Origin of the sequence: Mycobacterium sp. GA-2829 (assembly GCF_001499965.1) — a bacterium.
GTDB lineage: Bacteria > Actinomycetota > Actinomycetes > Mycobacteriales > Mycobacteriaceae > Mycobacterium.
The window spans coordinates 26,743-51,469 of record NZ_LQIT01000014.1 but is presented as its reverse complement, the minus strand read 5'-3'; the positions used below and the strand labels follow the sequence as shown (position 1 = coordinate 51,469).

The 24,727-nt window shown below is 68.3% G+C and carries 18 protein-coding genes; all 18 read left to right on the top strand.

Translation table 11 applies throughout. The features are described 5' to 3' along the window. Positions 1 to 738: 738 nt before the first annotated feature. The 18 genes from AU194_RS10755 (at position 739) to eccE (ending at position 24,668) form a co-directional block, all read left to right on the top strand. Positions 739 to 1,221 carry a hypothetical protein gene (locus AU194_RS10755; protein WP_059089231.1) on the top strand — a complete coding sequence of 161 codons (483 nt, stop codon included), beginning with the start codon at positions 739 to 741 and terminating at the stop codon, positions 1,219 to 1,221. A 419-nt stretch (positions 1,222 to 1,640) separates the two neighbouring features. Continuing rightward, positions 1,641 to 2,186: a hypothetical protein gene (locus tag AU194_RS10750; RefSeq protein WP_231743288.1), complete on the top strand. Its 546-nt coding sequence runs from the start codon at positions 1,641 to 1,643 to the stop codon at positions 2,184 to 2,186. Between the two features lie 1,676 nt (positions 2,187 to 3,862). Then, positions 3,863 to 4,738, top strand: coding sequence for a hypothetical protein (locus tag AU194_RS32555; protein WP_059089228.1), 876 nt, complete (start codon positions 3,863 to 3,865; stop codon positions 4,736 to 4,738). A gap of 8 nt (positions 4,739 to 4,746) precedes the next feature. Further along, positions 4,747 to 5,364: a hypothetical protein gene (locus AU194_RS10735; RefSeq protein WP_059089227.1), complete on the top strand. Its 618-nt coding sequence runs from the start codon at positions 4,747 to 4,749 to the stop codon at positions 5,362 to 5,364. A 394-nt stretch (positions 5,365 to 5,758) separates the two neighbouring features. Next, positions 5,759 to 6,289: a hypothetical protein gene (locus AU194_RS10730; protein ID WP_059089226.1), complete on the top strand. Its 531-nt coding sequence runs from the start codon at positions 5,759 to 5,761 to the stop codon at positions 6,287 to 6,289. Further along, positions 6,283 to 6,843 carry a hypothetical protein gene (locus AU194_RS10725; RefSeq protein ID WP_059089225.1) on the top strand — a complete coding sequence of 187 codons (561 nt, stop codon included), beginning with the start codon at positions 6,283 to 6,285 and terminating at the stop codon, positions 6,841 to 6,843. The genes AU194_RS10730 and AU194_RS10725 overlap by 7 nt, the downstream gene beginning before the upstream one ends. A gap of 368 nt (positions 6,844 to 7,211) precedes the next feature. Beyond that, the gene (locus AU194_RS31765) at positions 7,212 to 7,967 is read left to right on the top strand and encodes a hypothetical protein (protein WP_157575996.1); all 756 of its coding nucleotides are present in this window, start codon (positions 7,212 to 7,214) and stop codon (positions 7,965 to 7,967) included. A 777-nt stretch (positions 7,968 to 8,744) separates the two neighbouring features. Continuing rightward, positions 8,745 to 12,917, top strand: a complete 4,173-nt coding sequence (eccCa, locus tag AU194_RS10720; RefSeq protein WP_059089224.1) for a type VII secretion protein EccCa — start codon at positions 8,745 to 8,747, stop codon at positions 12,915 to 12,917. An 89-nt stretch (positions 12,918 to 13,006) separates the two neighbouring features. Continuing rightward, complete coding sequence (locus tag AU194_RS10715; RefSeq protein WP_059089223.1) at positions 13,007 to 13,312, top strand: PE domain-containing protein; 306 nt, start codon at positions 13,007 to 13,009, stop codon at positions 13,310 to 13,312. 25 nt (positions 13,313 to 13,337) lie between these two features. After that, on the top strand, positions 13,338 to 14,585 hold the full coding sequence (locus AU194_RS10710) for a PPE family protein (protein WP_059089222.1): 1,248 nt from the start codon (positions 13,338 to 13,340) through the stop codon (positions 14,583 to 14,585). 82 nt (positions 14,586 to 14,667) lie between these two features. Continuing rightward, the gene (locus AU194_RS10705) at positions 14,668 to 14,988 is read left to right on the top strand and encodes a hypothetical protein (protein ID WP_059089221.1); all 321 of its coding nucleotides are present in this window, start codon (positions 14,668 to 14,670) and stop codon (positions 14,986 to 14,988) included. Positions 14,989 to 15,024: 36 nt separating this feature from the next. Continuing rightward, complete coding sequence (locus tag AU194_RS10700) at positions 15,025 to 15,327, top strand: hypothetical protein (protein ID WP_059089220.1); 303 nt, start codon at positions 15,025 to 15,027, stop codon at positions 15,325 to 15,327. Between the two features lie 92 nt (positions 15,328 to 15,419). Continuing rightward, positions 15,420 to 16,289 carry an ESX secretion-associated protein EspG gene (locus AU194_RS10695; RefSeq protein ID WP_059089219.1) on the top strand — a complete coding sequence of 290 codons (870 nt, stop codon included), beginning with the start codon at positions 15,420 to 15,422 and terminating at the stop codon, positions 16,287 to 16,289. An 89-nt stretch (positions 16,290 to 16,378) separates the two neighbouring features. Then, on the top strand, positions 16,379 to 17,887 hold the full coding sequence (eccB, locus tag AU194_RS10690) for a type VII secretion protein EccB (RefSeq protein WP_059089218.1): 1,509 nt from the start codon (positions 16,379 to 16,381) through the stop codon (positions 17,885 to 17,887). 64 nt (positions 17,888 to 17,951) lie between these two features. Next, the gene (locus AU194_RS10685) at positions 17,952 to 19,763 is read left to right on the top strand and encodes a chromosome partitioning protein (RefSeq protein WP_369804076.1); all 1,812 of its coding nucleotides are present in this window, start codon (positions 17,952 to 17,954) and stop codon (positions 19,761 to 19,763) included. Then, on the top strand, positions 19,760 to 21,277 hold the full coding sequence (gene eccD / locus AU194_RS10680; protein ID WP_059089217.1) for a type VII secretion integral membrane protein EccD: 1,518 nt from the start codon (positions 19,760 to 19,762) through the stop codon (positions 21,275 to 21,277). The genes AU194_RS10685 and eccD overlap by 4 nt, the downstream gene beginning before the upstream one ends. Then, complete coding sequence (mycP, locus tag AU194_RS10675; RefSeq protein ID WP_059089216.1) at positions 21,277 to 22,929, top strand: type VII secretion-associated serine protease mycosin; 1,653 nt, start codon at positions 21,277 to 21,279, stop codon at positions 22,927 to 22,929. Before eccD ends, mycP begins: the two co-directional genes overlap by 1 nt. Then, positions 22,926 to 24,668, top strand: coding sequence for a type VII secretion protein EccE (eccE, locus tag AU194_RS10670; protein ID WP_059089215.1), 1,743 nt, complete (start codon positions 22,926 to 22,928; stop codon positions 24,666 to 24,668). The genes mycP and eccE overlap by 4 nt, the downstream gene beginning before the upstream one ends. Positions 24,669 to 24,727: the final 59 nt, after the last annotated feature.

The following is a 24,727-nucleotide window of genomic DNA, read 5'->3' as shown; positions in this document are numbered from 1 at the left end:
TCGCTGCTGAGGGGGAACGGGTCGTCAGCGGACGGGGAGACCGCCACTATACGAGCGGCCATCGGCGAGACCGCCGAAGTGGACCGCGCTCTCCGCGAGGCGGTGGGGCCTCTTCTGCGGGAGAGCGCCGACTCCGGCAAGCGGTTCGCTGAATCTCGGCCACACCGGTACGCCGGCGAGGGACACCGCGATCGCGGGCTATCGGGACGAGGTCGAAGGCTGGGCCCAGCGGATCCAGCCGATTCTCGATTCCGATACCGGTCCTTCCCGCTACCTCACACGCACACTGCAGTCGTACGTCGACTACACGCAGCTTTACGCCACCAAAATTCGGCCCGGGCCAGCTACGTATTACGACACCGCGGCCTGGAACAACCGAGTCGTCAACTACGGCGGTCCACTTGAGATGTGCCGACGGTTGGGTGTCGAGTGGTAGAGGTTGCGGGACAGTTCGAGAACCACGGTGGCGTTAGTTTCACCGCGACCAACTGTTGAGCCGAGGCGGTTTGCCGCTCGACCTCGTGCGGACCGCCCTCTACGCGAGGACGTCTCGAATTGGCGCTAAACGCAGATCGTTACAGCGTTTAGCCTGATTGCATGACGCCGGGTGGGCCGCCGAAGCCGAGTTCGCCGGGTGGAGGCTTTGGGCCCCCGGCGGAAGGGAAGCAGCCTGCGTCCTACCAGCAGACGCCGCCTGGGCCACCGCCGCAGCCGCAACAGAGCAGGGGCGCGCGCGGAGTGCTGACGGATCTCGGCGTCGCGGCGGCGATCATTTTGGCCGCCGCCGCCCTTGTCGTCTCGCTCACAAAGGGTGACGCAGCGGCGCCTGGTGCAGCTGCCGTAACGCCAAACTTGATAGAAGCCGACAGAAGCTTGTGCGAAGCCATCGAACCACTCATCAAGGAGAGTTCAGCTCAAAAGAACGCGTTTGTGGCGCTTGGCCGAACCGGCACACCTGAAAGAGATGCAGGGATTGCGGAGTTCGCGAGCCAGACCAAAGACTGGGTAGGCAGGTCTCAGGATGTGCTGGACGATCATTCCGAGCCGCCCCGGTATCTCACCCGCACACTTCAGCGCTACATCGACGACATGCGCCTCTACGCTGCGAGCCTCCGCCCCGGACCGGCCGCTGATGCGGACACCGCCGCATGGACCGACAGCCTGGTAGCGCTCAGCGGGCCCTTCGAAGTTTGTGGAGACTTAGGCGTCGAGTTGTGGTGACCGTCGAACAGCTCCCCCCGAAGCGCTTTCTTCTCGAAGCCAGTGTGAGGTAGCAGCGACAGCGGAGCGCTAATCTTCACCCGCTAAATCTCATGTCAGTTGGGCTTCTCATGGGCCGCCTGCGCGTATGCGGATTGCCGTTCTGATCTCGTGCATGTGATGGGCCGTGACGTCCTGTCAGCCCTTACCCGGCGTTGCACAGAGGCCTGAAGCAATGTTCACGCACTGGTGCTGGTTTCGTGGGGCGCACTTGCTGACTACCCAGATTCGCGCTGTCTGTGGATCCAGAATGCGTTTAGGCTGAGTGAATGACGACGGGTAGACCACCGGTGCCTAGTTCGCCAGATGACGGCTTCTCATCGCACTCCGGGTACGGGCAGCAATCTGCCTCGTACCCGCCACGTCATACCCCTCATCCCGTGACGCCGCCGGAGCATCGGAGCTCCGCGAAGAAAAGCGTACTTACAGCGGTCGGTGTCGCCTTGGCGATCGCCTTAGCTTCGGCTGCCTTGATCGTGTCTCTCACGAGGGGCAGCGAAGAAGCCGCTTTGCCGGATACGCCGGGCACTTCATCTCCGACTGCGACGACCGGCGCTACTGCGGCGGCCGATAAGGCGTTGTGCGAGGACATCGCACCGTTGATGGAGGAAAGCGTAGAAATCGGTAAACGCTTCGTGAACCTGGGCCGCACCGGAACACCCGAGCGAGACGCTGGCATACCGAGCTTCCGCGAAGAGGTCGAAGATTGGGCCGAGCGCATCCAGCCGATTCTCGACGAACATGCCGTGCCGCCTCGCTTCCTGACTCGGACGTTGCAGGACTACGTAGACGACACCCGACTTTATGCCGCCAGCATTCGCCCGGGTCCTGAAAGCGAATTCGACCGCGCTGCCTGGTCCGAACGCGTAGTGGCCTACGGCGGTGCGTTCGCGGAGTGTCCGAAATACGGAGTCAAGTGGTGGTAGCAGTAGGCACTAGCTCGGCGCCGCCGACAAGACCTTATTCCGTCTCGATTCTTGGCGGTCTGTGGCCGACAACATCGCCCGGCGGATGGTCGGATGTCGCAACCGGACTACGAAGCAAAGCCGACGCTGACTACGAGACCGCATGCTCGATCCGAAGCAGGGCCGATGGCCTCCATACCGATAACTCTGGATCAATGATCGACGGAATGTCGGACATGTATCGGCGCGATGTGCTCACGATCATGGACCAATCCGAGCTTTACGAGACCATGGGTGCAGTGGTCGACGAGACTGCGCAGCTCATTCAGCATGCACGCTCACGTTTGGATGCCATCGACCTGGAGGCCAATGAGGAAATTGAACGCCTCAAATCTGCTGCCAGCGGTGGTATCGGCGGAGCGTTGGCACTGAGCGCGTTGGTGAGTCAGATTGCGCAAGTCGTCGCCCGCGCCCGCGCCCGCGCTGAAGAGGTCAGCGCCAGCGCAGCTGCCGCAATCCTCTCGCAGGGTCAACGGATTGGGCTCACTTCAAATCAGTCTCATACGACCGGCAGAGGAGCGAAGTCGTCAATCGACGAGTTGCGGGAGCTCCAGGAGCGAGGGTTCGGTGGCGCCGGCGGCTCGCCAAGGGATGGGTTCTCGCAGGGCTTCGGGAGTCCCTTACCTCAGGGAACGGGGTCGGACGAGCCGCTCTCACCTGCGGACAGTACGGGAACTACGCAACCACTAGATGACGCGGCCCCTGGTGACACTATCGGCACTACCAACGGTGACAAGCCGCAGACGCCCGCATCCGGTCAAGACCTCGCCGAGGAGCGCGCGACGAATCTCAGCCCTTCTCCGGAATCGTCCTTGGGCACGACTCAACCCGAACACACGGATTTGGGAAGCGCTGCCGCCGATAGTGGTGGAGAGGGCCAAATCGCGTCGGCCTTCTCACCTTCCAGCGGCGCAGCAACCATGCCGATGAGCGGCGGCGGCATGAGCATGCCGTCGTTGGGTTCCGGCGGGTCCGGCGGCGGTATGCCCAGTACGGGTGGGTTGGGATCATTCTCGCCCCCGAGTTCGTCACTGCCCACCTCTGCGGCCTCAAGCCTGACGCCTCCGTCGACACCTACACCCAGCTCGGGACTGCCGCAGACACCTCTGTCCAATGACTTCACTCGCGGCTTGAGCGCCGGCCTTGGAGCCGGCGGTGGTGGCGCTTCAGCGGCTCCGTTGCTTCCTCCGCCAGCCTCGGCACCGCCGCCATCCGGAATGACTACGGGCAGTGGCGCACCCGTGGCGGGCATCGCGTCCAGTGGACCGGCACCGGTCTCGGCCGCATCCGGTGGAGGTGCCCCGTCATCGCCCACGGCACCACCGGCCTCCTCCGGGGGCGCGCCGATGGGTGGTATGGGTGCTCCGATGATGGCGCCGCCGGGCGGTGGAGGAGGGGGCGGTGGACCTCTCCCACCGTTCAACCACGACATCGCCGGGCGGCAGGCCGCCGTCGCTCCGGCGTCCGGTGCACCCGCGGCGCCACCGGCCGCCCCTCCGCCGTCTGCCGCCGCCGGTGGACCCGCGCCCTTGCCGCCCGGAGTCGTCACTTCCGGGGTAGGAGCGGCCGCGGCGGGGACCGGTGCGGGGTTGAAGTCCGCAGCACCGGATCCGCTGTTGCAGAGCGCCTCTGCCCTCGTGTACGAGCTGATGCACGCCTCTCGGGTGTACGCGTGCATCGACTGGTGTGTCGGTGTCTTCAAAACTCCGTCGGGCGCGCAGACGGTGGTCGTGAGCAGCGAAGGTGCCGGCTACATTCCCGCGGGCGTGTTCGTGCCGAGGTCGGCGCGCATGCTGTTCTCCGATGCCGGCCTGAGTGCGGAATTCCGAGCCCGGTGGTTCGCGTGGGTGAACCCCGCGCAGACGATGCTGGCCTTCGCGGCCTCATGCGCCGAGTATGACCCGAACATCGAGTTGCACGCGATCGCCGTGTCCACCGATCACGGTGGCTCGGCGGCGTGTGCGCGCGACGCCGGCATCCGCCACTACGAGGACTGCTCGCTGCTGACCTCGCCCATCAAGCCCGACGCGCCGGCGCCGACACTCGACGAGACCCGGATGCACCGGCTAGAGACCATCGATCGCGCCGCGTACGCCGAGCTCACCGGGATGACCGGGCACGGGAAACCGGGCCGATCCGAGGCGTGGACGATGACCGAAAGCGCCGTCCGGACAGTCCTTTCCCGAGCGTCGGCCCTGATGGGCTTCTCCATGCCTCCGGTGATCAGGCAGGTCGCCTCGGCATTGGGCAACGGCCAAGGAGTGAGTGAAGAAGACTGGAACGCGCTCGAACTGGCACGCCTCAACGCCACCCTCGACAGCGCCAGTCAGCGGCCCGGGCACCTGATGGCCAGTGACGGTCCTACGCCGTATGCCCGCGCCTTCCACAACCTCGCGCGTACCGCCGAACTCCTGCAGCTGTGGCGCACCAACGAACCGCAACACGCCGAAATCGCCTACTTGGCACAACAAATCGCCACCGAAGCACATCTGTGGCCGACAGCGACCGATTAGGGGACATCATGGCCAAGGCCGAGATCACACTGAACCAAGAACAGATCTTGTCTACCGCGCAATCGGTCGCGGCGTCGATCACCCAGGCCGCGCAGCCGGGTCAGGCACCCATCGCCACCGGCACGTCACCTATCGATGCCGCAGCGGCCGCCGTCGCCGGCGCTGTCGAAGCCAACATTGCATCGTCGTCGGCGCAGCTGGCCCCGCGCGGACCCGACGGCCTGGCCAAGGCGCAGACCGCGCTTGCGCAGCTGAAGGCCCAGGACGAGGCGAACGCCGAACGCATCCGGGCGGTACCCGCCGATCTGCAGCGTGCGGAAAGTCCCACGGGCGGCGCCTCCGCGGTGCAGGCGACGAGCGGACCGGGCTGGATCGACCCCAACCTCGGCGACGACTACGACAAGTTCGACCGCGACCCCGTCGTCGAACTACCCTCAGGCCCCGCCGGGGCCGGTCCTGGCCCCAATGTGGTTGGCGGATTGGCACCGATCAGCCATCGGACCGATCCCGGTGACATGGAGTGGGAGCTCGATGAGTGGGGTGCGCCGATGCCGGTGTGGCCGACAACGATCGACCCCGGCGGGGCCGGTCCCGGACCGAACGTGGGTCCTCGGGCGCCGATCTGAGGGACCCTATCGCCGATCGCGACCCTCTCCAGTCTTGAATCCCGTGCGCCCACTTAGGCAGGGTGAGGCAGATCGCTTGCCGGTCAGCTACCGCGACGACTTCTTCGACGACGGCATGAGCCTGCTCGAGCAGAACTGATCGTGCTCGCAAGTGGCTCACCTTCGGCCGGGTGCCCAGCGAGATGCTCGTGCGCCGCGACTGCTCGACGATGCCAGATTGGCTACGCGGCTTCGATCCCCGTCGCCCGCGCCACCGAACGTCCTGGTAGGGCCGTTCTCGCGGGTCGAACGCCATTGAGCGGACGCGGCTCGTACCCCCGCGCACCCCCCGGGGAGCGGGCCGGGCGCGTGTCGTCCCGGGGGCTGTCCGGGCGAAATGCAACAATTGTCACCTGTGACCGCCGACCCTCCGCGCAACCTCAGTCGAGGCGAGCACTTTACCCTCGCGCTTGCTGTTGCCGAAGCCCTCGAGGCGCAGGTTTCCACTCAGTTCCGAATGGTGCTTCTTCGACGATTCGGGTTCGACCCGGCGGAACATGAGGGCACGTGGCTTGAGGACCTCCTGGGAGGCGAGGAGTCAGACCTCATCGAACTTGCAGACTTCTTCAAACTTTCGATTCCAATCAGGAGCGATCACCCTACTGACGTTCCGGCGACTGGCATCCCCAGCGCTTCCGCGATTGACACCTGTGCAGAGCTCGTCGCCGCCGAAACCGCTTTTCGAGAGATCGTTCGGTCCACCATTGGAGACGCCTGGGCCGAGCAGCTGTCCCCGGAGAAGATCGACGCACTCCGCGAGAAACGCGATGCCGAAGACAAACGCCGCGACGGGGTATCAGTAAGCCAAGACCTTCTCGACTACACCGAGGCGTACCAGCTCGAACCGCCAATTCTCAACACTGGGATAAGACCGGCTCGGTGCTGAAGGACAAGAAGCGCGCGGAGGTCTACTTGAACCTCATGCTCGACGTCCGCAACACCGTCGCCCATGCCCGTCCGGTTGTACCGCATGAGCGACAGCTGCTTGCCGGAATCGCAGGGCAGGTCCAGAACCTCATCTCAGTTTTCCGCAGCGGATCTGAGACAGCTGATGCTTACTACGCGAGTATCAACTCTGTGCGCGATTCCTTCGGAGATGAAGGGCGTCGCGCTGGGGTCGGGCATGGCCAAGTCAGGAAGCGACTCAGGATTGGACAGAAGGTCGAGTTCGAATTCTCGGCGACCGACCCTCACGACCGCGAGATCGAGTGGACCTTCCGCACCTACAACAAAGGTCTGTCGAAGGCGGGTGAGCTCGGTGTTGCTCTCGGCCACGACGGGACGTTCGTGTGGACCGTGCGGGAGGAAGAGGTTGGCGAGCAACTTGACGTCTGGGTCCATATAGCGAATGAGAGCCCGTACCAGCGAAACGGCACCAGCGATGACAAGGTGTGCTTCGGCTACTCCGTCAGCCCGCCGATTCCAGCTCGTGTGACCTAACGCCCGAATGGCAGCGCATTCGCGCCGTAGCTCGGCGCGGCCGCCATCCCGCCGAGAGCAGCCATGTCGGAGGCGTCCGCATCGCGCCGCGTCGGTCCGGGAAGCCTCGCCCACCTAGCGACTCATCTATGTGGCCTTTCGCGCCGGGTTGTCGCTCGCCTGGTGTCCAGTCCGCGTCCCGTGGCGCGGTGGCGAATAGCGGTCCTCACGAAGCCGTCACCATGCCCCTAAGGCAGGTCTTATCGCTCGGTCGCCAGGGTGCGCCAAATCAGTTTCCCGCCCGCTGAACCCCCCGAACGCTGGTGTGGCACCGCCTGGACGGCGCGGCAAGCCCAAGGGTGTCGGTGCGCGGTGAGACGATCGGGCTCGTGACGGCACAGTCCGAAGGTTCTGACAACGAACAGAGCGGGAAGCGTAGCTCGGAGCACCTCGCGCTGTGGCTCACCATCGCAGCGATTGGCTTCGTGGCTATACGCATTTTGATAGTTGCACGGGGGGATTCGGACATATTCCGTGCACTTGTGCAGAATTTGAACGTCACTGCGATTGTGCTCGCGACGATACTGCCTCTCGTAACGACAGTGATTTGGCTATTGTTCGTTCTTCTACTCATTTCGGCCGCAGATAAAGCCAGGACGAAGAATGAAGCAGCAGCACCGGGTGAGAGACGAACTCATCCGAGTGCTGCAGTTGTCGCCTATGCGTTAGTCTTCGGCCCCCCGGTGATAGCGGTCTGTTGGTTCGCCATGCCAATGAAGTACGCCGTCTTCGCAGGGGTGCTCAGCGCACTGCTAGTTATCTTCTACGTCGGATCCTGGCGCGGCAGAAAGTTCAGAACTTTCTTTCAAACCATCGGAGCCTTAGTAGCGGCGTTCGTGCTGATTGCGGGAGTTTATGTAGTGATAGCACAGGTTGGGGTTTGGCTACCACGCGAGCGTTTGTCAATTGGAAACGAACGAACCGGCACGGTGTACGTCTTGTCCTCCGATCAGGAATGGACAAAATACCTCGATGATCAAACGCACAAAGTCAAAATCATCCCGACCAAAGACGTCTTGAAACGAGAGGCAATCTCGGATGACGACACATGGACGAATAAGACGCTGTCAGAAATGTTCGACTAAAAGGGCGCTCGCCCACCTGCCGCAGACCACAACTTCTTCGCCCCTCTGCGTCTTCGCCAATGCTCGCGTCGTTACCCGGATATACCCCGTGCCCCCGAATACTCCTACGCACGTACAAGCCTCGTCGGCCTACGCCTCACGGGCCTAATAGGCCTTATCAGTCGCGTATCCAATTCACGTCGCAACGCGTACCAGCAGGTTCTACGAATCGGTGTGCGCCCCGAAGAAGGCGTCCAAACTAGCTACGCGGGTTCGATTCCCGTCGCCCGCTCCGCAGAGCCGACCTGATGAGTGCTGGTCTTCCGCTGCTGGGACAACCGCAGGTCGACGGCGCTCCCGCGTTGTCCGGCCCGCACCGGTGCGAGGGCGCGTGCCCTTCGGAAGCTCCAACGTCACGGCGGACTGGCTGCTAGCAGCTGCGCGCTAGCGACGGCTAGAGTGCCTGCGCGCAATAGGAACGAACAAGCCCGGCTCGCGTGCCGAAGAACTGGGCGGTCGGCACGCCAACCGGGCTCACACAATCTAGCAACTCCCACACGCTCGCCGAAGGCGCAGCAGAAGTCCCTCTCTCCAACATGCTCCGCCCTAGCCAAATCTACACTTACGGCAATTCCTATCGATGGTTTGTCACTGCAGGTCACTCGGTCAATAACATGTATTCAGTGTCTGTTTCGGCAGCCGTGCGGGACCACTGGCTGCGGCGCCTCACACGTAGCAAATCACCGGTGCTGAAAATTGGTGCTCTCACCCCCTTCGGAACGGCGTTAGGGTGGCCCGGTGACGACTCAGCCCTTCGTGCGTCCCGGCGAACCGGTGCGCCCGCCGGCCACCGCGGGCGGCAAGATCGCCGTCGAACCGCCGATCGCCGCCCCGACCCCGCCACCGCGCAGTATCTGGGCGATCGTCCTGCCGATCACGCTGGTCGTCGGCGTCGTCGGGTTCATCGTCGCCATGTACGTCTCCGGCATGCGCAGCTTCGCCACCGGCTTCGGGCTGTTCGGCATCATGATGCTCGTCGGCATGATCGGCATGCTGTTCCGCGGCCGTGGCGCCGCCCAGCGGATGTCCTGGGGTGAGCTCACTCTGTTCCGCCGCACCTGGTTCTCCCGCCTCGACGAGATCCGCGACGAAGTCGAGGTGCAGCGCCGCCAGCAGTGGAAGCACCGCCACCACTTCCATTGCGAGCCCGCCGAACTGCTCGGTGTCACCGGCTCGGCGCGCATGTGGGAACGCACCCCCGGCAGCGACGAGTTCGCCGTGGTGCGGGTCGGCGTCGGACGCGTCGCGCTGGCGATGACCATCGAAAAACCCAAGATTCCCGAGGCCTCCCAGATCGAGCCGGCGACCGGGCACGCGCTGCGCAAATTCCTCATCGAGCAGGAGTACATCGACAACATCGCCAAAGTGATTTGGCTGCAACGCTTCCCCGGCTTGTCCTTGGTGGGGGAGATGGACCAAGTGCGGGCACTCGCCCGCTCGATGCTCTGCCAGCTGGCGGCCTTCCACAGCCCCGCCGACATGCAGATCATCATCGCCACCGCCGCCCCGACCGAATGGGAATGGGCGAAGTGGCTACCGCACCTGCAACACCAGTCCCAACGTGACGGGTGCGGGGAACGCCGGCTGTTGTTCTCGTCGCCGGCGAAACTGGAGAGCTTCCTCGACGAGGCCGAGAACGAGCGGCCGCCGTGGACACCGCCCGCGAGCGGACTGCACGGCGGCGACATGGGTTCGGTGCTGCCGCTGCGGGTCATCATCGACGACGGCTGCGGCACCCCGGAGGACTGGGCGGGGCTGACCGGCAGCGCCGGCTATGCGGGGACCTGCTTCATCCGGCTGTCGTCGTCGTTGCCGGCGCCTCCGCCGGTGAGCTTCGGCGCCCGCAATTGGGTGGGCTTCGACCCGTCGACCAGCTATCGGCTCACGGACGGCAAGCTGCGCAAGCGGTTGCCCGCCGACGACCCCGCCCTCTACGGCGGGGTGCCGCGCAGCTCCGACGAGCTCGAGGAGGCTTTCTACGCCACCGCCGACCAGATGAGCACCGCCGACGCGGAGCGGTTCGCGCGTTCCCTGGCGCGCTACCGCGCCCCCAACACGGCAGCCGCGGTCACGACCAGCGAGGTCGGCATGCACCGCACCCTGCTCGACGTGGTCGGGGTTCGCGACCCGCGCACCCTCGACGTGGACCGGCTGTGGGCGCCGCGGCGCACCCAGGGCCGGGAGTGGATGCGCTTCCCCGTGGGCATCGACGACGCCGGCCAGGTCGTCGACCTCGACCTCAAAGAGGGCAGCCAGCAGGGCATGAACATGCACTCGCTGTTCATCGGCACCACCGGCGCCGGCAAGTCCGAGGGCATCATCACCGAGGTCACCTCGCTGGCGCTGACCCACTCGCCGGAAACGGTGAACGTGGTGTTCTCGGACTTCAAGCTCAAGTCGGCGGCCGGCACGCTCGAGCGGTTCCCGCACGTGGTCGCCAGCGTGAGCAACCTCGCCGACGAACGGCACCTGGTGGGGCGCATGTACGACGCGCTCGACGGAGAACTGGACCGCCGCGGCACCCTGTGTGCCTCGCTCGACGGCGTCCCCGATCTCACCGTCTACAACCAGCGGCGGTTGACCGATCCGTCGCTGCCGCCGGTGCCGGCGTTGTTCATCATCTGCGACGAGTACCAGGAGATGCTGGGCGATCCGGAGTGGGGACCGAAGTTCCAGAAGCTGTTCTGGCGTATCGTGCGCCTGGGCCGCGCCTACCACATGTTCCTGCAGCTGGTGGGTCAGACCGTGGACACCCAGAAGCTGCGGGACACCCGAAAGTTGTTGGGCTTCACCATCGCTGCGCGCACCGGCCGCGAAGAGGACTCCCGCGAGGCGATCGGCAGCACCGTGGCCGCGCACCTGCCCGAGAAGGGCGCTGAGGGCACCGCGTTTCTTCGGGTCGCCCAACGCCAGCCCCGCGAGTTCCGGTTCTTCTACTCCTCGGAGCAGTTCGTCCCCAGCGAGGACGGCGGCGGTAGCGGCGAACCGGTGCGGGCGGGCACCTGGTTCGCGCCGCGCCCCTTCACCGTGGATGAGGCCGTCGACGTCGACGGCATGCTCGCCGAACCCAACAAGAAGACCGAGGACGCTCTTCCCGCACCGCTTCCCGCGGCGCCTGCCGGGTCGGGTCCGAAGAACCCGCTCGTCGTCGACGCGGTCATCGAGGCACTGCAGTCCACCGGGGTCGGGCCGCCGCGGCAGCTGTGGCTGCCGCCGCTGGGCGTGCCGCCGCCCGCCGACGACCTCGTGGCGCGGCTGCGCGGCAAGCCGTGGGACGTCGACTACGGCGACAACCCGGGACTGGTGTTTCCCATCGCCCTGGAGGACCGGCCCCGCGAGCACCGCCAGGACGTCTTCTGCCTGGATCTGCTCAGCGACAACGCGATGGTCATCGCCGCGCCCAAGCGCGGCGCCACCACCGCGATGATGACGCTGATCACCACCGGCGCCCTGATGTACCGCCCGGAACGGGTGCAGTTCTACTGCATCGCGGCCAGCGGCCCGCAGCTCGCCGGGGTGGCCGACCTGCCGCACGTGGCGTCGGTGGTGCCGCACTTCGACGCCGAAGGCGTCAACCGGGTGTTGGCCACGGTCGGCAAGATCGTCGACGACCGCGAACGTCTCTTCGCCGCCCGCGGTTTGGACATGATGATGGTCCGCCAGGCCAAGTTCGGGCCGCGCCCCCAGGACATCGGCGTAGAGGGCGGCGACATCGTCGTGGTGATCGACGGGTGGGCGAACTTCGCCGAGGCCCATCCCAAACACGTCGACACGGTCGCCAAGCTGTTGCGCGCCCGCAACTACGGGGTGCGGGTGGTGCTCACCCACACCAGTCACCTGTCGGGCATGCGCACCAACATCCGCGCGGAGACGACGCAGAAGCTCGAGTTGCGCCTGACCGATCCGCGCGAGACCGAGGTGCCGCGTGTGGACAACGTCAATAAGGCGCGCGAGGTGCCCGACGAACCCGGCCGCGGCCTCAGCCCGGCCGGCTTCCACCTGATGATCGGGGTGCCGGAGCTGGCCGAGCAGCCCGGCGGCCGCGTCGAGGTCCGCGGCATCGCCGGCGTCGTGCGCCGTGTCGCCGGGGTGGGCAAGGTCGCCGAGGTGCTGCGGCTACCCGAATCGGTGGCCATGGAGGACGTCATGGCGCTGGTGGATCCGACGCTGCCGCGGCACTTGGTGCCGTTCGGGCTGTCGGAGACGACGATGGGCCCGGCCTACACCAACTTCGCCGAGAGCCCGCACATCGTGGCGGTCGGGCGGGCACAGTCGGGCCGCACCAATTTCGTGCGGGTGATGATGCGCTCGATCATGGCGCGCTACTCGCCCGAGGAGGCCACGATCATCCTGGTCGATCCGCGCCGGCGCTCGGTCGGCGTGGTGCCCGACGAGTGGTTGTCGCGCTACACCTACGCCGTCGGCGACATCAAGGGGGTCATCGACAGTTTGTGCGGGGTGCTGGCCCAGCGCCAACCGCCGCCGGACGCGAGTCAGCAGGAGATGCTGACCCGCAAGTTCTGGAGTGGGCGGGAGTTCTTCCTCGTCGTCGACGACATCACGTCCTGGAACACCATGGACAATCCGCTGACCAAACTGGCGCCGTTCGTCGAACAGGCCGACCAACTCGGGCTGCACATCGTCGCCGCCGCCGACATCCGCAACTGGAGCTTCCAGTCCACCGGCCCGGGCGTGCTGGGCCGCATCGTGGGGTCGCTGTCCCCGGTGGTCATCCTCGACGGCCGCCGCGACAACGGGCAGATCATCAGCGGTGTGTTCGCCGAACCGCAGCGACCGGGCAAAGCGATCTATGCGACACCGTCGGGCACCGAGGGCGTGCTGGTGGGGTGGTCGCCCCCGCCGCGGCCGATCGCTTCGGCCGCCGCGCCGTCGTCGCGCCCGCCGACATAACTCTGCTGTGAAAATTTGGTGCAGCAACCCCGCGCCGAACGTGCTTACACTAACTTCAACACGAACCACACCCTGGGAAGGCAAATAACATGAGTGGAATCATCGGCGTCGACTCGCCTTTGCTCGGATTGGCCGCGGCGATCGAGGCGGCGGGTTCCGGGGTAATGGGCGGCGCGGCCGCCGGCGCGGCTCCGACCGTGGCAGCCGTGCTCCCGCCCGGTGGCGACATGGCGTCTGCCGCAGCTGCCGCCGGCCTCAACGCCCGCGGCGCGGCGGCGCTGGCCATGATGACCGAACTGGCGACCGTTCGCTCGCTCTTTGCCAGCACCATCGGCGTCAACGGGGTCAGCTATGCCGCGCAGGACGCCATCAACCAGGCCACGCTGGCGCTCTAACCACACGGCTACGCGAGGACAGTAAATGCCGGGATACGGGGATTCGGCCGCCAATCCGCCCGAGGTGAACTACTGGACGCTCATGACGGGCGACCACGCCGCCTCGGCCGCGGCGGCGCCCGCGGTCGGCCAGGCACTCGCCGACATCCTGGCCACCGAAATGGCGCAGCTCAGCAGCAACGCCACGATGACCGCGACGGTGGGCTGGCAGGGGGTCGGCGGTACGGCGATGACGCTGTCGGCGGCGCAGCTCGCGCAGATCATGGGAATGGCGGTGGCGTGGCTGCAGCAAGGCTCGCTGCAGGCCGCCGAACTCGTGCAGGCCTATCAGACCGCATCGCAGGGCATGATCCCCGGACCGGTGTGCACCACCAACCGCACCACCCAGGCCGGGCTGGTGGCGACGAACTTCCTCGGGATGAACCAGCCGGCCATCACCAGCCTCGACATCGCTTACGGCGAGCACTGGACCCAGAACGCGACAGTGATGGCCGCCTACCAAGCGGTCGTCACCGCAGTCCTTGCCGCACTGGCGATTCCGCCGCCGTTCGCGCCGCCGACCGCCAACCCGGCGGCCGCAGCCCTCTCCAGCGCGGCGGAGGCCGGCGTCAGCGCGGGCGCCAACTCGCTGCAGAGCGGCTTCCAGGGCATGAGCGAGACCGCCAACGCGTCCGCCCCAGCAGCGCAGACCACCGCCGGGACCGCCACCGAGGGCATGTCGTCGATGTCGTCGATGATGGGGATGCCGATGCAGATGGCCGGACAGTTCGGTCAGATGTTCGGTCAGGCCCCGCAGATGCTGGGGCAGGCACCGCAGATGCTCAGTCAGGCGATGCAGATGCCCATGGGCATGCTGGGCCAGCTGTCGAGCGCTTCGGGCCTGGGCGGCACCGACGCGGCCGAGAAAGCCGCGCTCCAGCAGGGCGCACTCGCACCGGGGATGGCGGCCGCCGGAATCGGCGGGGCCGGAGGCGGCGGTGGCGGAGGCCTCGGCGCCGGCGGTGGGGGAGCGATGCCGACGAGCAGCTACACCCGCCCGGTCAGCAGCTTCGCGACACCCTCCTCGCCCAAGCTGCCCGCCGAGTTCACCGGGGCCGCACCGGCCGCGGAATTCACCGCCGGCAGCACCCACGGCTCCGGCGGCGCCGGCGGCGGCCTCTACGGCGCGCCCGCCGCCATGGCCAACCGCGACGGCGGAGGCAACGCCGAGCAGCGGCCGAACCGGACCATGCAGCTCACCGCACGACCGGGGATCGACAGGGGGGACAGGTAGCCAAAATTGGTGCACGAGGGCCCCTTTCGGTGCCCCTAGAGTCGAAGACAGCCATTCATCACCACGACTGAAGGACCACACCATGACACAGAACCGCGTTGGAGAATCCGAACTCTACGACACGGCCAACCGGCTCGACGAGCTGAAGTTCCGCGCCATCGACACGCTCAACCGCTACATGAACCACAGCACCGATGTGCATTCCAGCGGCGTCCTGCAGGGCAGCGCGGGCGGCACCAACGTCGTGACCGCCGAAGAGATCAAGAACGCGCAGGACAAGATCTCCGACCGCTGGGATCAGGTCATCCAGGTGCTGCGCGAGAGCACGTCCGGCTTCGTCGACCAGGACTCGCAGAACGCCTCGAACATCGCCAGCGTCGCCAGCGATCTGCGCTTCACCTAACCACCCGTCCACCCCTCACACGAAAAGAGAACTTTCATGTCTGATCCGATGATCAAGTACGACAAGGCCGGCCTCGCCGATTACACCCACGGGCTGAGCACCTACAGCAGCGAGCTCGACGACATCGCCCAGCAGGCGATGAACATCCTCGGCGGGATCAGCGAGTACTTCTCCACCGACAACGCGTCGGTGTCCTACGCCCAGGTGCAGCAGATGATCAACGAGGGCATCCAGCAGGGCAAAGAGGTCATCTTCCGCCACGGCGACGCGGTCAACACCTCCTCGGAGGAATTCACCGCCCGCGACATCTCGGCCGGCAACTCATTCGGCGCCATCTAGAGCACTTGCGGCTTCACGCCGTCCCCGAGTGGGGGTCAGCCGCCCGGTTGGCCCCCACTTCGCCGTGACCACCCCTCGGAGGAGGTGACCTGATGCCGTTGACGACAACCGTCGAGGGCGTGTGGGCGCTGCAGGCGTTGCTGGGTATCGAGTCGATGCCAACGGCGTTGCGGCTCAAGCCCTTCATTCCCTCAGTGCATCAAGACCTGGTGGTCGAGACCACCGCCGGCCCGGTGCCCCTGCAGCAGACCGCGGAGTACCTGAGCCTGGCCCACGCCGGCGTCATCGACGACCGCGGGCGTGTCGACGACGTCGTCCGTGACTGGATGACGGTGATCGGGCGTGCCGATCGGCAGGTCATGCTGGTGGTGCGGCGCCCGGACGGCGAACTCACCAACGCCGACGGCAGCCGTACCCCGACCGTGCACGAGCGAGTGCTGGTGGTGTGCCGACACAAACGCTGGATGGCGATGATCGCCCGTGACGGCCACGAGATGGTCATCGACGCCGTGGGCGAATCCGACGACCCTGCAACACAAATGGCATTGATGAGCCAGCCGATTCTCGCGGCGTTCGGCGATGCCCCGCCTGCCGACATCGACGGCATCAACATCCCGGCCGAGCTGCTGCAGACCACGATGGAGCGCTGCGCCGGGCACGGCCGCCAAGCCGTGATCGCCGCCATGGGCCGACTGGGCCTGCAACCCGCCCAGGCCGAGATCGTCGCCGCGGCAGCGCGTCCCGACGAATCGGCGATGGCGGTGGTGTCGGTCATCGACCACGGCATCAGCTATACGGTGCACGACCGGGTACTGACCGTCGCCGACACCGAGTACGGCCGGGTCAGCTTGAGCACGACGGCGTCGGCCGACGGCAAGAAATGGATGAGCATCTGGCCGACCCACCGCGATGCGCTGCAAACCGATCTGGCGGATCTGCTGGCCACGCCGCGGGCGGCGTAACGGGCGCGCCTGACCTGCTCAATCACGAATGTCGGGGGTGTGAAAATTAGTGCGGATTTGGGTACCGGAGTGCCGGTAGGGTTTGCTCCATGGCGCTGAACCTCACGTCGCGGCTGCAAGTGACGGCCCACTACTTCTGGAACCGTCGCAACGCCGCCGCGCTCAGCCACCACGGGGTGCGCCTGGAATACGATCCCGAGCAACGCCGCAGTGCCGCACTGATTTTGGGGTTCACCTTCACCCTGCTGGCGGTCGCGTTGATGTTCCTACTGTCATGGTTCAAACCAGCAGGGCAAGTCGGCAAGTCCGACATCCTCGCCGACCGCGACACCGGCGCAATCTATGTGCTGGTGGACGGGCGGCTGCACCCGGCGCTCAACCTGACCAGCGCCCGCCTCGTCGCCGGGCAGGCCAACAACCCGACCTTCGTCAAGGCGAATGAGCTGGCAAAGTACCCGCAGGGCCCCACAGTCGGGATCGTCGGCGCCCCCGCGGCGATGCCCATCCGCGGCGGCGGCGCCTCGCAGTGGACGGTGTGTGACACCGCGCCGGTAGCGACCCCGACCAAGTCGGCCGGGACCACGCCGGTCGTCACGGCGATCGCGGGGCCGCTCACCGTGGGACAGCGCTCGGCGCCGTTGGCGATGCCGCGCGCCATCCTGGCCACTTACAACGGGAAGTCCTACGTCATCTGGGACGGGCACCGCTCCGAGATCGACCTCGGCAACAAGGCTGTCGCGCTGGCCCTTGGTGTCGATTCAGCGTCCCCGCAACCGATCCCGTTGTCCAAGGCGCTGTTCGACGCGATCCCGGCGACCGATCCGCTGGTGATCCCCGCGGTGCCGCGCGCCGGGGAACCCGCCCCGTGGAACATCGCACCGGGCGCGGTGATCGGCTCGGTGCTCGAGGCGCGCGACCTGCAGCAGCAGGGCGGCACCACGCTGTATGTGGTGTTGCCGAACGGGATCCAACGGATCTCGCCGTTCGTGGCGACGCTGCTGCGGTCGGCGAACTCGTACGGCGACGTCGCACCCATCGCGGTCGCACCCGACAAGCTCGCGCCGCTGCCGGTGGTCGACAGCCTGCCGGTGTCGTTCTATCCGAGCACCCGGCTGCAGCTCGTCGACACCACCGTCGAGGGCACCACGTGCCTGACGTGGGCCAAGGGCGCCACCGACCGGTCCGCCGACATCGCCGTGCTGTCCGGCCAGGGCCTGCCGATCCCGGTCGGCGCCGACAACCAGGTGCTGCGGCTGATCAAGGATGTGCGCGACCCCAACGCGGTGGAAGCCGACCAGGTGTACATCGGCAGGGGCGCCACCAACCTGGTCACCGTGACCAGCGCCGCCCCGACCGCGGGGAGCCGCGAATCCCTGTGGTGGCTCTCCGACCAGGGGGTGCGCTACGGGCTCGAACTCAACGACGAGTCGCTCAAAGCCCTCGGCGTCGCGCCGGCCAACGCGGCACAGGCCCCGTGGCCGCTGATCCGGGTGTTCGCTCCCGGACCGGCACTGAGCCGGCAGGACGCACTGACCCAGCACGACTCGCTGGCGCCGGTGGTGGGCGCCGAAGCGCTACCCGTGCAGGGCGGATCGTAATGCCTCCTCTGACTTTTCCGCACGACGGCGAGAACGACGACACGCTCGCGATAGGAAGTGGATTGTGACCGAGAAGAACAACAGCGACCTCACCGCGGCCCCGGAGGCCGGCGCACACCGCGGCGAGCCGACGCCGCCGACCGGGGCGCCGGTGCCGCCGGACATCCCGACCGGTCCTGACGCCGGGCCGGCCCGCCCACCCTCGGTCCTCGAGTACCTCAGCCGCCAGTACGAGGCGGGCGCGCCGACGCGCGACGGGTCACCCGAGGCGCCCGAGGCGCCCGAGGCGGCTGAGTCCGCCGAGCGCACCGACGCTGTGGCGCCGCCGATCACGACGCCGGGTGGGGGGTCGGTGAGTGGCCGGCGGCCGTCAGAATTGGTGCCAGAGGGTTCTGGGGTCGACGCGCTATCGGCTGGCGTGCCCGGTCAGGGTCGCGCGGTCGAGGCGTCGGCGCCACCCGCGCCCGAGGAAGAGGCCGGGAAGACGTCGGACACCGACATTTTCGACCGCAGCACCATCGCCACGCCACCCATGCACGCCTCGCAGCCCGCCGAACGCACCGCTGCGACCGAGGCGTTCGACCGGCGCGCGGTGCCGCCGCAGCCGCGGCCCGCCGACGGGCCCACCACATTCACGCCGCGGCCCGGCGACGAGGCGACCACCTTTACCCCCCGCCCCCCCGGGGTGGGGCGGCCCCAGGCCGACGAGGCGACCACCTTCACGCCGCGCTCGGCAACCCAGCCCGCGCCGCCCGGAATCCCCTCCCGTCCCTCGTATCTCGTCAACCCCGGGCATCGGCCGGCGCCGTGGGGCGCCGAGGTCCAACAGCAACAGCGCCCGCCCACCGCGCCGCCGTACCCGCCCGGGCAGCCCGGCCAGCCGCAGCCCTACGCCGAACCTCCGATGACCGCACCGGGGGCGGGCAGCTGGTCGTATGTCGAGCAGATCCGGCCCAGCGAACTGGTGCCCACCCGCAAGATCCCGCCGGGGCGCGGCTGGCGCCGGGTGGTGTACCGCGGGTCCTTCAAGCTGATCAACCTCGGCCGTTCCCCCGACGAACGGCGCCTGGCCGAACTGGAGACCAAGATCCGGTCGCTGCTGCGTGGGCACTACAAGATCGGTGTGGTCGGCAAGGGCGGCGCCGGGAAAACCACCGTCGCCGCGTGTGTCGGCTCGATCTTCGCGCAACTGCGCCAGGATGACCGGGTCGTGGCCGTCGACGCCGACATCGCGTTCGGCAAGCTGGGCAGCCGCATCGACCCCAACGCCGCCGGTTCCTACTGGGAGTTGGCCGCCGATCAGCACCTGCACACGTTCTCCGATGTGCGCTCGCGGGTGGGCAACAACGCCGCCGGGCTGTTCGTGCTGCCCGGGGAGATGGCCACCGCCCGCCGACGGGTCATCGACCCCAACATCTACCGGGCGGCGACCGCGCGGCTGGACAACCACTTCACGCTGTCGATCATCGACTGCGGGTCGGCGATGGACACCGCCGTCACCGCCGAGGTGCTGCGCGACCTCGACGCGCTGATCGTGGTCACCTCGCCGTGGGTGGACGGCGCCGCCGCAGCGGGCCAGACCATGGACTGGTTGGCGCACAAGGGGTTCACCGCGCTGCTGCACCGCACGGTGGTGGTGATCAACGACTCCGACGGGCACGTCGACAAGAAGACGCGCGCGCATCTGGCCGAGCAGTTCAGCAGCCGCGGTCAAGTCGTGGTGCAGGTGCCGTTCGATCCGCACCTGCGCCCGGGCGGGGTGATCGACGTGGACAACGAACTCGACGCGGTCACCCGGCGGAGGTTCATCGAGATCGCCGCGGCGATCGCCGAACACTTCCCGACCACCACCGACGGCCCGCAGGACCGCCGATGACCGCACTGCGCCCCGCCCAGTCCGCGCCCGGTCTGCTGCCCGCCGAGGCGCCGCTGGTGCCGTCGTCGTGCCGGGTGTCGGTGCTCGTCGGCGACTCCCACCAGATCGACCTGGTGCTGCCCGCGGCGGTGCCGCTGTCGGCGCTGGCCGACGCCACCCGCGACACCGTCAACCGGATCTTGCGGACCCGCGGTGAGGACGAGTTGCCCCGCGCGGCCTATGAATTCGCCCGGGTGGCCGGGATGACGGCGTTGGCGCCGGAACTGTCGTTGGCCGCCCAAGGCGTCAACGACGGTGAACTCCTCGCGCTGGCGCCGGTGCGGGTCGCCGAACGCTACGGCCCCAACATCGAGAACGTCTCCACCGCGCTGGCCCGGTGGGCGTCCGAGCACTTCCCGGTCGTGTCGGCGCGCGACGCCGTCATGGTCGCGGCCGGTTTGACCGCGACCGCGCTGGCGGTCGCGTCGATCGTGGTGTGGCGGCTGCGCTGGGCCAGCGACGGCAATTGGGTGCCCACGGTGGTGTTCGCCGCGACGGCGGTCGCGTTGATCGTGGCGGCGGTGGTGTGCGCGCGGACCAGCGCGCCGCGGGTGATCGTCGACGGCAGCGCCTGGGCGGGTCTGGCGGCGGCGGTGCTGGCCGCCGGGACCGGCCCGCACGGCGCGAGTCCTGGTGCGCCGCATGCGTTCCTGGCGTCGCTGGTCGCGGTCATCGGGGTGCTCGGCCTGGCCCGGGCCACCGGCCGCTACCAGACGGTGACCGCGTTGATCGTCACCGTCGCGGCGGCCGGGTTCGGTACGGCGACGGTGCGGATGTTCTTCGACGTGCCGGGTCAGCGGATCGCGATCGTCATGCTGATCGCGGTGCTCATCGCCGCGCGGGCCGCCCCCACGCTGGGGCTGTGGATGGCGAAGGTGCCGCGGCAGAGCTTCGGGTCGATCACCGGCCGGGACCTGTTCAGCCGGGCGCCGGGACAGCCCGAGGACACCGTGTCCCCGGTGGAGTCGGCGCCGCACGACGTGACGTTGAGCGGCGAGCAGGTCGCCGAGGTGGCTCGCCGCTCCAACCGGGTGCTCACCGGGGTGCTGCTGGGCACCGGCGCCGTTGGGTTGGTGTCCGCGTGGTTCGCCGTCGCCCCGGGTGCGGGCAGCCAGTGGCCGCCGGTGACGGTGGTCGCGGTGGTCGCGCTCATCCTGGTGTTGCGGGCGAGGGCGTTCCGGGACCGCAAGCACGCCATCACCGTGGTGTGCGCGGCGTCGCTGGCGATGATCAGCGTGCCCGCGCACTACGGGCTCGCGGCCGCACCCGATGCCACCGCCACCGGTCTGTTCGCGGCCGCCGGGGTACTGGCCGTCGCGCTGGCCGGGCTCGTCGTCGGCGCGACGGTGCCGTCGCACATCTTCTCCCCGCCGGTGCGTCAGGTGGTGGAGTTCCTCGAGTACATCCTCATCGTGCTGGTGGTGCCGTTCGCCGCCTGGGCGATCGGGCTGCTGCAGTACGTCAGGTACCACTGATGCGGGCCCGCGCCGTCGCGGCCGCCCTGGGCGCGGCCGCACTGTTCACCGCCAACCTGGCTGCCCCGCCCGCCGCGCTGGCGGTGGCCCCGCCGGTCATTGACCCGGGCGCGCTGCCGCCGGACGAAACCCCCGGCCCCACCGAGGAGATGAAGCAAAACCGGGTGTGCGCGTCACCGGTGGTCGTCGGTGACCCCGACGTGGCGCAGCCTCCGCCGGGCAACGCGATGCTCAACATCGCCGGTGCGTGGCAGTACTCGACCGGGGCGGGGGTCAGCGTCGCGATCGTCGACACCGGGGTGACCCCGAACCCGCGGTTCCCGGCGCTGTTCGCCGGCGGCGACTACATCATGGGGGCCGCCGACGGCGGGCTGAGCGACTGCGAGAGCCACGGCACCATCGTCGCCTCGATCATCGGTGCGGCGCCGTCGAATCCGGCCGACCGGCCCACGCCGCGGCCAGCCGGGGTGGGAGCCCCGCCGCCGCCGGGGAAGGTGCCCGCCAACCCGGCGCCGACGATCCCGCCGCCCCCGCCGCCGAAACCGTCGACGGTCACTGTGACCGCACCGCCTCCACCTCCGCCGCCGCCTGAGGAGCCGCCGCCACCGCCGCCGCCGGGCACGCCGCCGGCCGCCGGCGACGCGGCCGGGCCGCAGCCGCTGGTGCCGGGCCCGCCGCCGGGCGGGCCGGACGGGGTCGTCGGGGTGGCCCCGGACGCCACCCTCATCTCGATCCGGCAGTCCTCGGTGGCGTTCGGCCCAGCCCGGCCGACCGCCCAGGACATGGAGCAGCGCCGCAAGGCCGGCGACGTCAACAGCCTGGCCAAGGCGATCCGGCACGCCGCCGACCTCGGCGTGAAGGTCATCAACGTGTCGTTGGCGTCGTGCATCAACGCCGCGGCGCCGATCAACCAGGACGCTCTGGGTGCTGCGGTGCGCTACGCGGTGGTCGAGAAGGACGTCGTGATCGTCGCCGCCGCCGGCAACAAGGGCGGGTCGGCGGCGGGATCGCAGAACGACTGCGGGCAGAACCCGGCGTTCAATGCCTTGAACCCCAACGATCCCCGCGACTGGGCCGGGGTGCGCACCATCGTCACCCCCGCCTGGTACTCCGACTACGTCCTCACCGTCGGGGCGGTCACGCCGGACGGGCAGCCGCTGCCCGACAGCATCAACGGGCCGTGGGTGTCGGTCGCCGCGCCCGGCTGGCGGATCATGGGGCTGTCCAACACCAACGGCGCGGCGGTCAACGCGCTGCCCGACAAGGATCCCGGTATGGGGGCGGGGCTGTGGGGCACCAGCTTCTCGGCCGCCTATGTCTCCGGGGTCGTCGCGCTGGTGCGGGCCAAGTTCCCCGAACTGACCGCCCGCCAGGTGATGCGCCGCATCACCGAGACCGCGCACAACCCGGCCCGCGGGGTGGACAACCAGGTCGGCTTCGGGGTCGTGGACCCGGTCGCCGCGCTCACCTTCGACGTCTCGCCCGGGGAGGCCAAGCCCACCGAGCGGCTCACCACCGACCTCTACGTGCCCCCGCCCCCGCCGGGGCCGGATATGCGGCCCCAGCACACCGCGCTGATCGGCGCGGGCGGGGTCCTGCTCGCCGCCGCTGTGGTGTTCGGGATCGTGGCGGTGCGCCGGAGGATGTCGTGAAGGCCCGCACGGTCGGGGTGCGCGCGGCGCTGCCCGTCGTCATCACCGGCGAGATCGTGGCGCTGGCCGCGTTCAGCCTGCTGCCGCGGCTGTGGCCCGGCTGGTACATCCCGGCTGCGGTCACCGCGGTCGTGGTGGTGCTGATGCTGATCACCGTGCATCGCCGCAACCTGCCGCAATGGGTTGCTGCCCTGCGGCGTTGGCGGCGGGTGCGGTCGCGGCCGGTCGAGGCGGCGGCCGCGGTCGACGTGCCGCACGGCAACCTGGTGTGCGGGGTGCGCACCGACGCCTACGAGGCAATCACGATGGTGGAGGTGACGGGGCGGGCGTACCAGCCGACCTTCCTGCGGGGGTCGACGGTGTCGCTGACGACGAATCTGCTTCCGCTGCAGGTGCTCACTGATCTGCTCGATCAGCCCGGGGTGTTGCGGCTGGCCGGGATCGACGTGGTGTCCTCCGGGCAGCGGGTGCGCCGCGCCAGCGGGTATCCGCCGCTGTACTCGACGCTGCTGGCCGACCGGCCCGCCGCCGGGCAGCGCACCACGCGGCTCATCGTGCGGGTCGATCTCGTCGACTCCGTGCCCGGGCTGGCGTACCGCACGTCGGTCGGCGCGGCCGCGGCCGCCGCCACCGAACGCATCATCAATGCGTTGCTGCAGCGCGGGATTCGCGCCAGTGCGCTCAACGCGGCTGAGTTGGATGCCGCGTTGGACGAGTTGGGCGCGGGGCTGGCCGAGGCGCCGGAGCCGCCCACCCCGGAGGCCGACGAGCCGGAGACTCCGGACGCCGAGGACGGCGTGCGGACACCGGCACTGGCCGGCGCCGCTGTCGGGGGTACGGGAACTGCCGGTGGCGCTGCGGGTCGTCCGGCGCGGCGCGTGGACGTCGGATGGCACACCGTCAACGCCCATCCCGGGCACCTGACGACCTACTACTACTCGCCCGAGGACATCACCACCGCCAACCTCAACCACATGTGGTCACTGCGCAGCGATCACGTGGTGCAGCTGATCAGCCTGCGCAAGAAGCGGCGCGCCAACCTCGATGGCAGTGGGCCGGTGATGGTGTCGGCGATGGTGCGCACCGAAGAGCCGCAGCGCCCGCAACAGCCACCCACCCTGTGCCTGAACACGCTGCCGGGGGACCAGTTCGCGGCCGCCCTGCGCGCCGCGCCGACCGCCCGGCCGCGGCTGCGACTCCCGGAACGCGCCTTGGAGGATGATCCCGGGGAGCTGGCCATTCCGATCGGGTCGACCGGCATCCTGGTCGGCGCTGCGCAGCAAGACAATCCGCGCACGCGACCGCCGATCCAGCGTGACGACCTCATCATGTGGTCGCTCACCGATCCGCAGCGCGCCACCCGGATCGTGATGGACACCAGCGACTTCTACATCCGGCAGTTGCTGGTGCGGGCCGCGGCGGTGGGGGAGCGGATCGCGATCTACACCAGTCAGCCACGGCGGTGGGAAGCGTTGTCGCAGCCCATGATCGCGGTGATGGACCGCGGCCGCGCGCCGGACTTCGTGCCCAGCATCATCGTCAACGACCGGGCCAGCACCCCGCCCTCGGCCGGATTGGCGTCCACCGTCATCACCCTCGGGCGCGCCGAACGCGGGCCGGCGCCGGATCTGCGGTTCGTGCAGACCTCACCGACGTCGGTGCGGGTCAGCACGGTGCTGTGGAACCTCGACATCGCGATCGTGGCGTTCCGGCAGGAGCAGGGCTGGACGGGGGGTTGAGTGTGTGTTCCGAGTCTGTGTGCATCAGCTGGTAACGGAAGGGGTGTGCGGCCGCAGTA

Coding starts and splice junctions, on each gene's coding strand:
- AU194_RS10735 (WP_059089227.1), top strand. CDS start 4,747: ATGGCCAAGGCCGAGATCACACTGAACCAAGAACAGATCTTGTCTACC.
- AU194_RS10715 (WP_059089223.1), top strand. CDS start 13,007: ATGAGTGGAATCATCGGCGTCGACTCGCCTTTGCTCGGATTGGCCGCG.
- AU194_RS10710 (WP_059089222.1), top strand. CDS start 13,338: ATGCCGGGATACGGGGATTCGGCCGCCAATCCGCCCGAGGTGAACTAC.
- AU194_RS10705 (WP_059089221.1), top strand. CDS start 14,668: ATGACACAGAACCGCGTTGGAGAATCCGAACTCTACGACACGGCCAAC.
- AU194_RS10700 (WP_059089220.1), top strand. CDS start 15,025: ATGTCTGATCCGATGATCAAGTACGACAAGGCCGGCCTCGCCGATTAC.
- AU194_RS10695 (WP_059089219.1), top strand. CDS start 15,420: ATGCCGTTGACGACAACCGTCGAGGGCGTGTGGGCGCTGCAGGCGTTG.
- eccB (WP_059089218.1), top strand. CDS start 16,379: ATGGCGCTGAACCTCACGTCGCGGCTGCAAGTGACGGCCCACTACTTC.
- eccD (WP_059089217.1), top strand. CDS start 19,760: ATGACCGCACTGCGCCCCGCCCAGTCCGCGCCCGGTCTGCTGCCCGCC.
- mycP (WP_059089216.1), top strand. CDS start 21,277: ATGCGGGCCCGCGCCGTCGCGGCCGCCCTGGGCGCGGCCGCACTGTTC.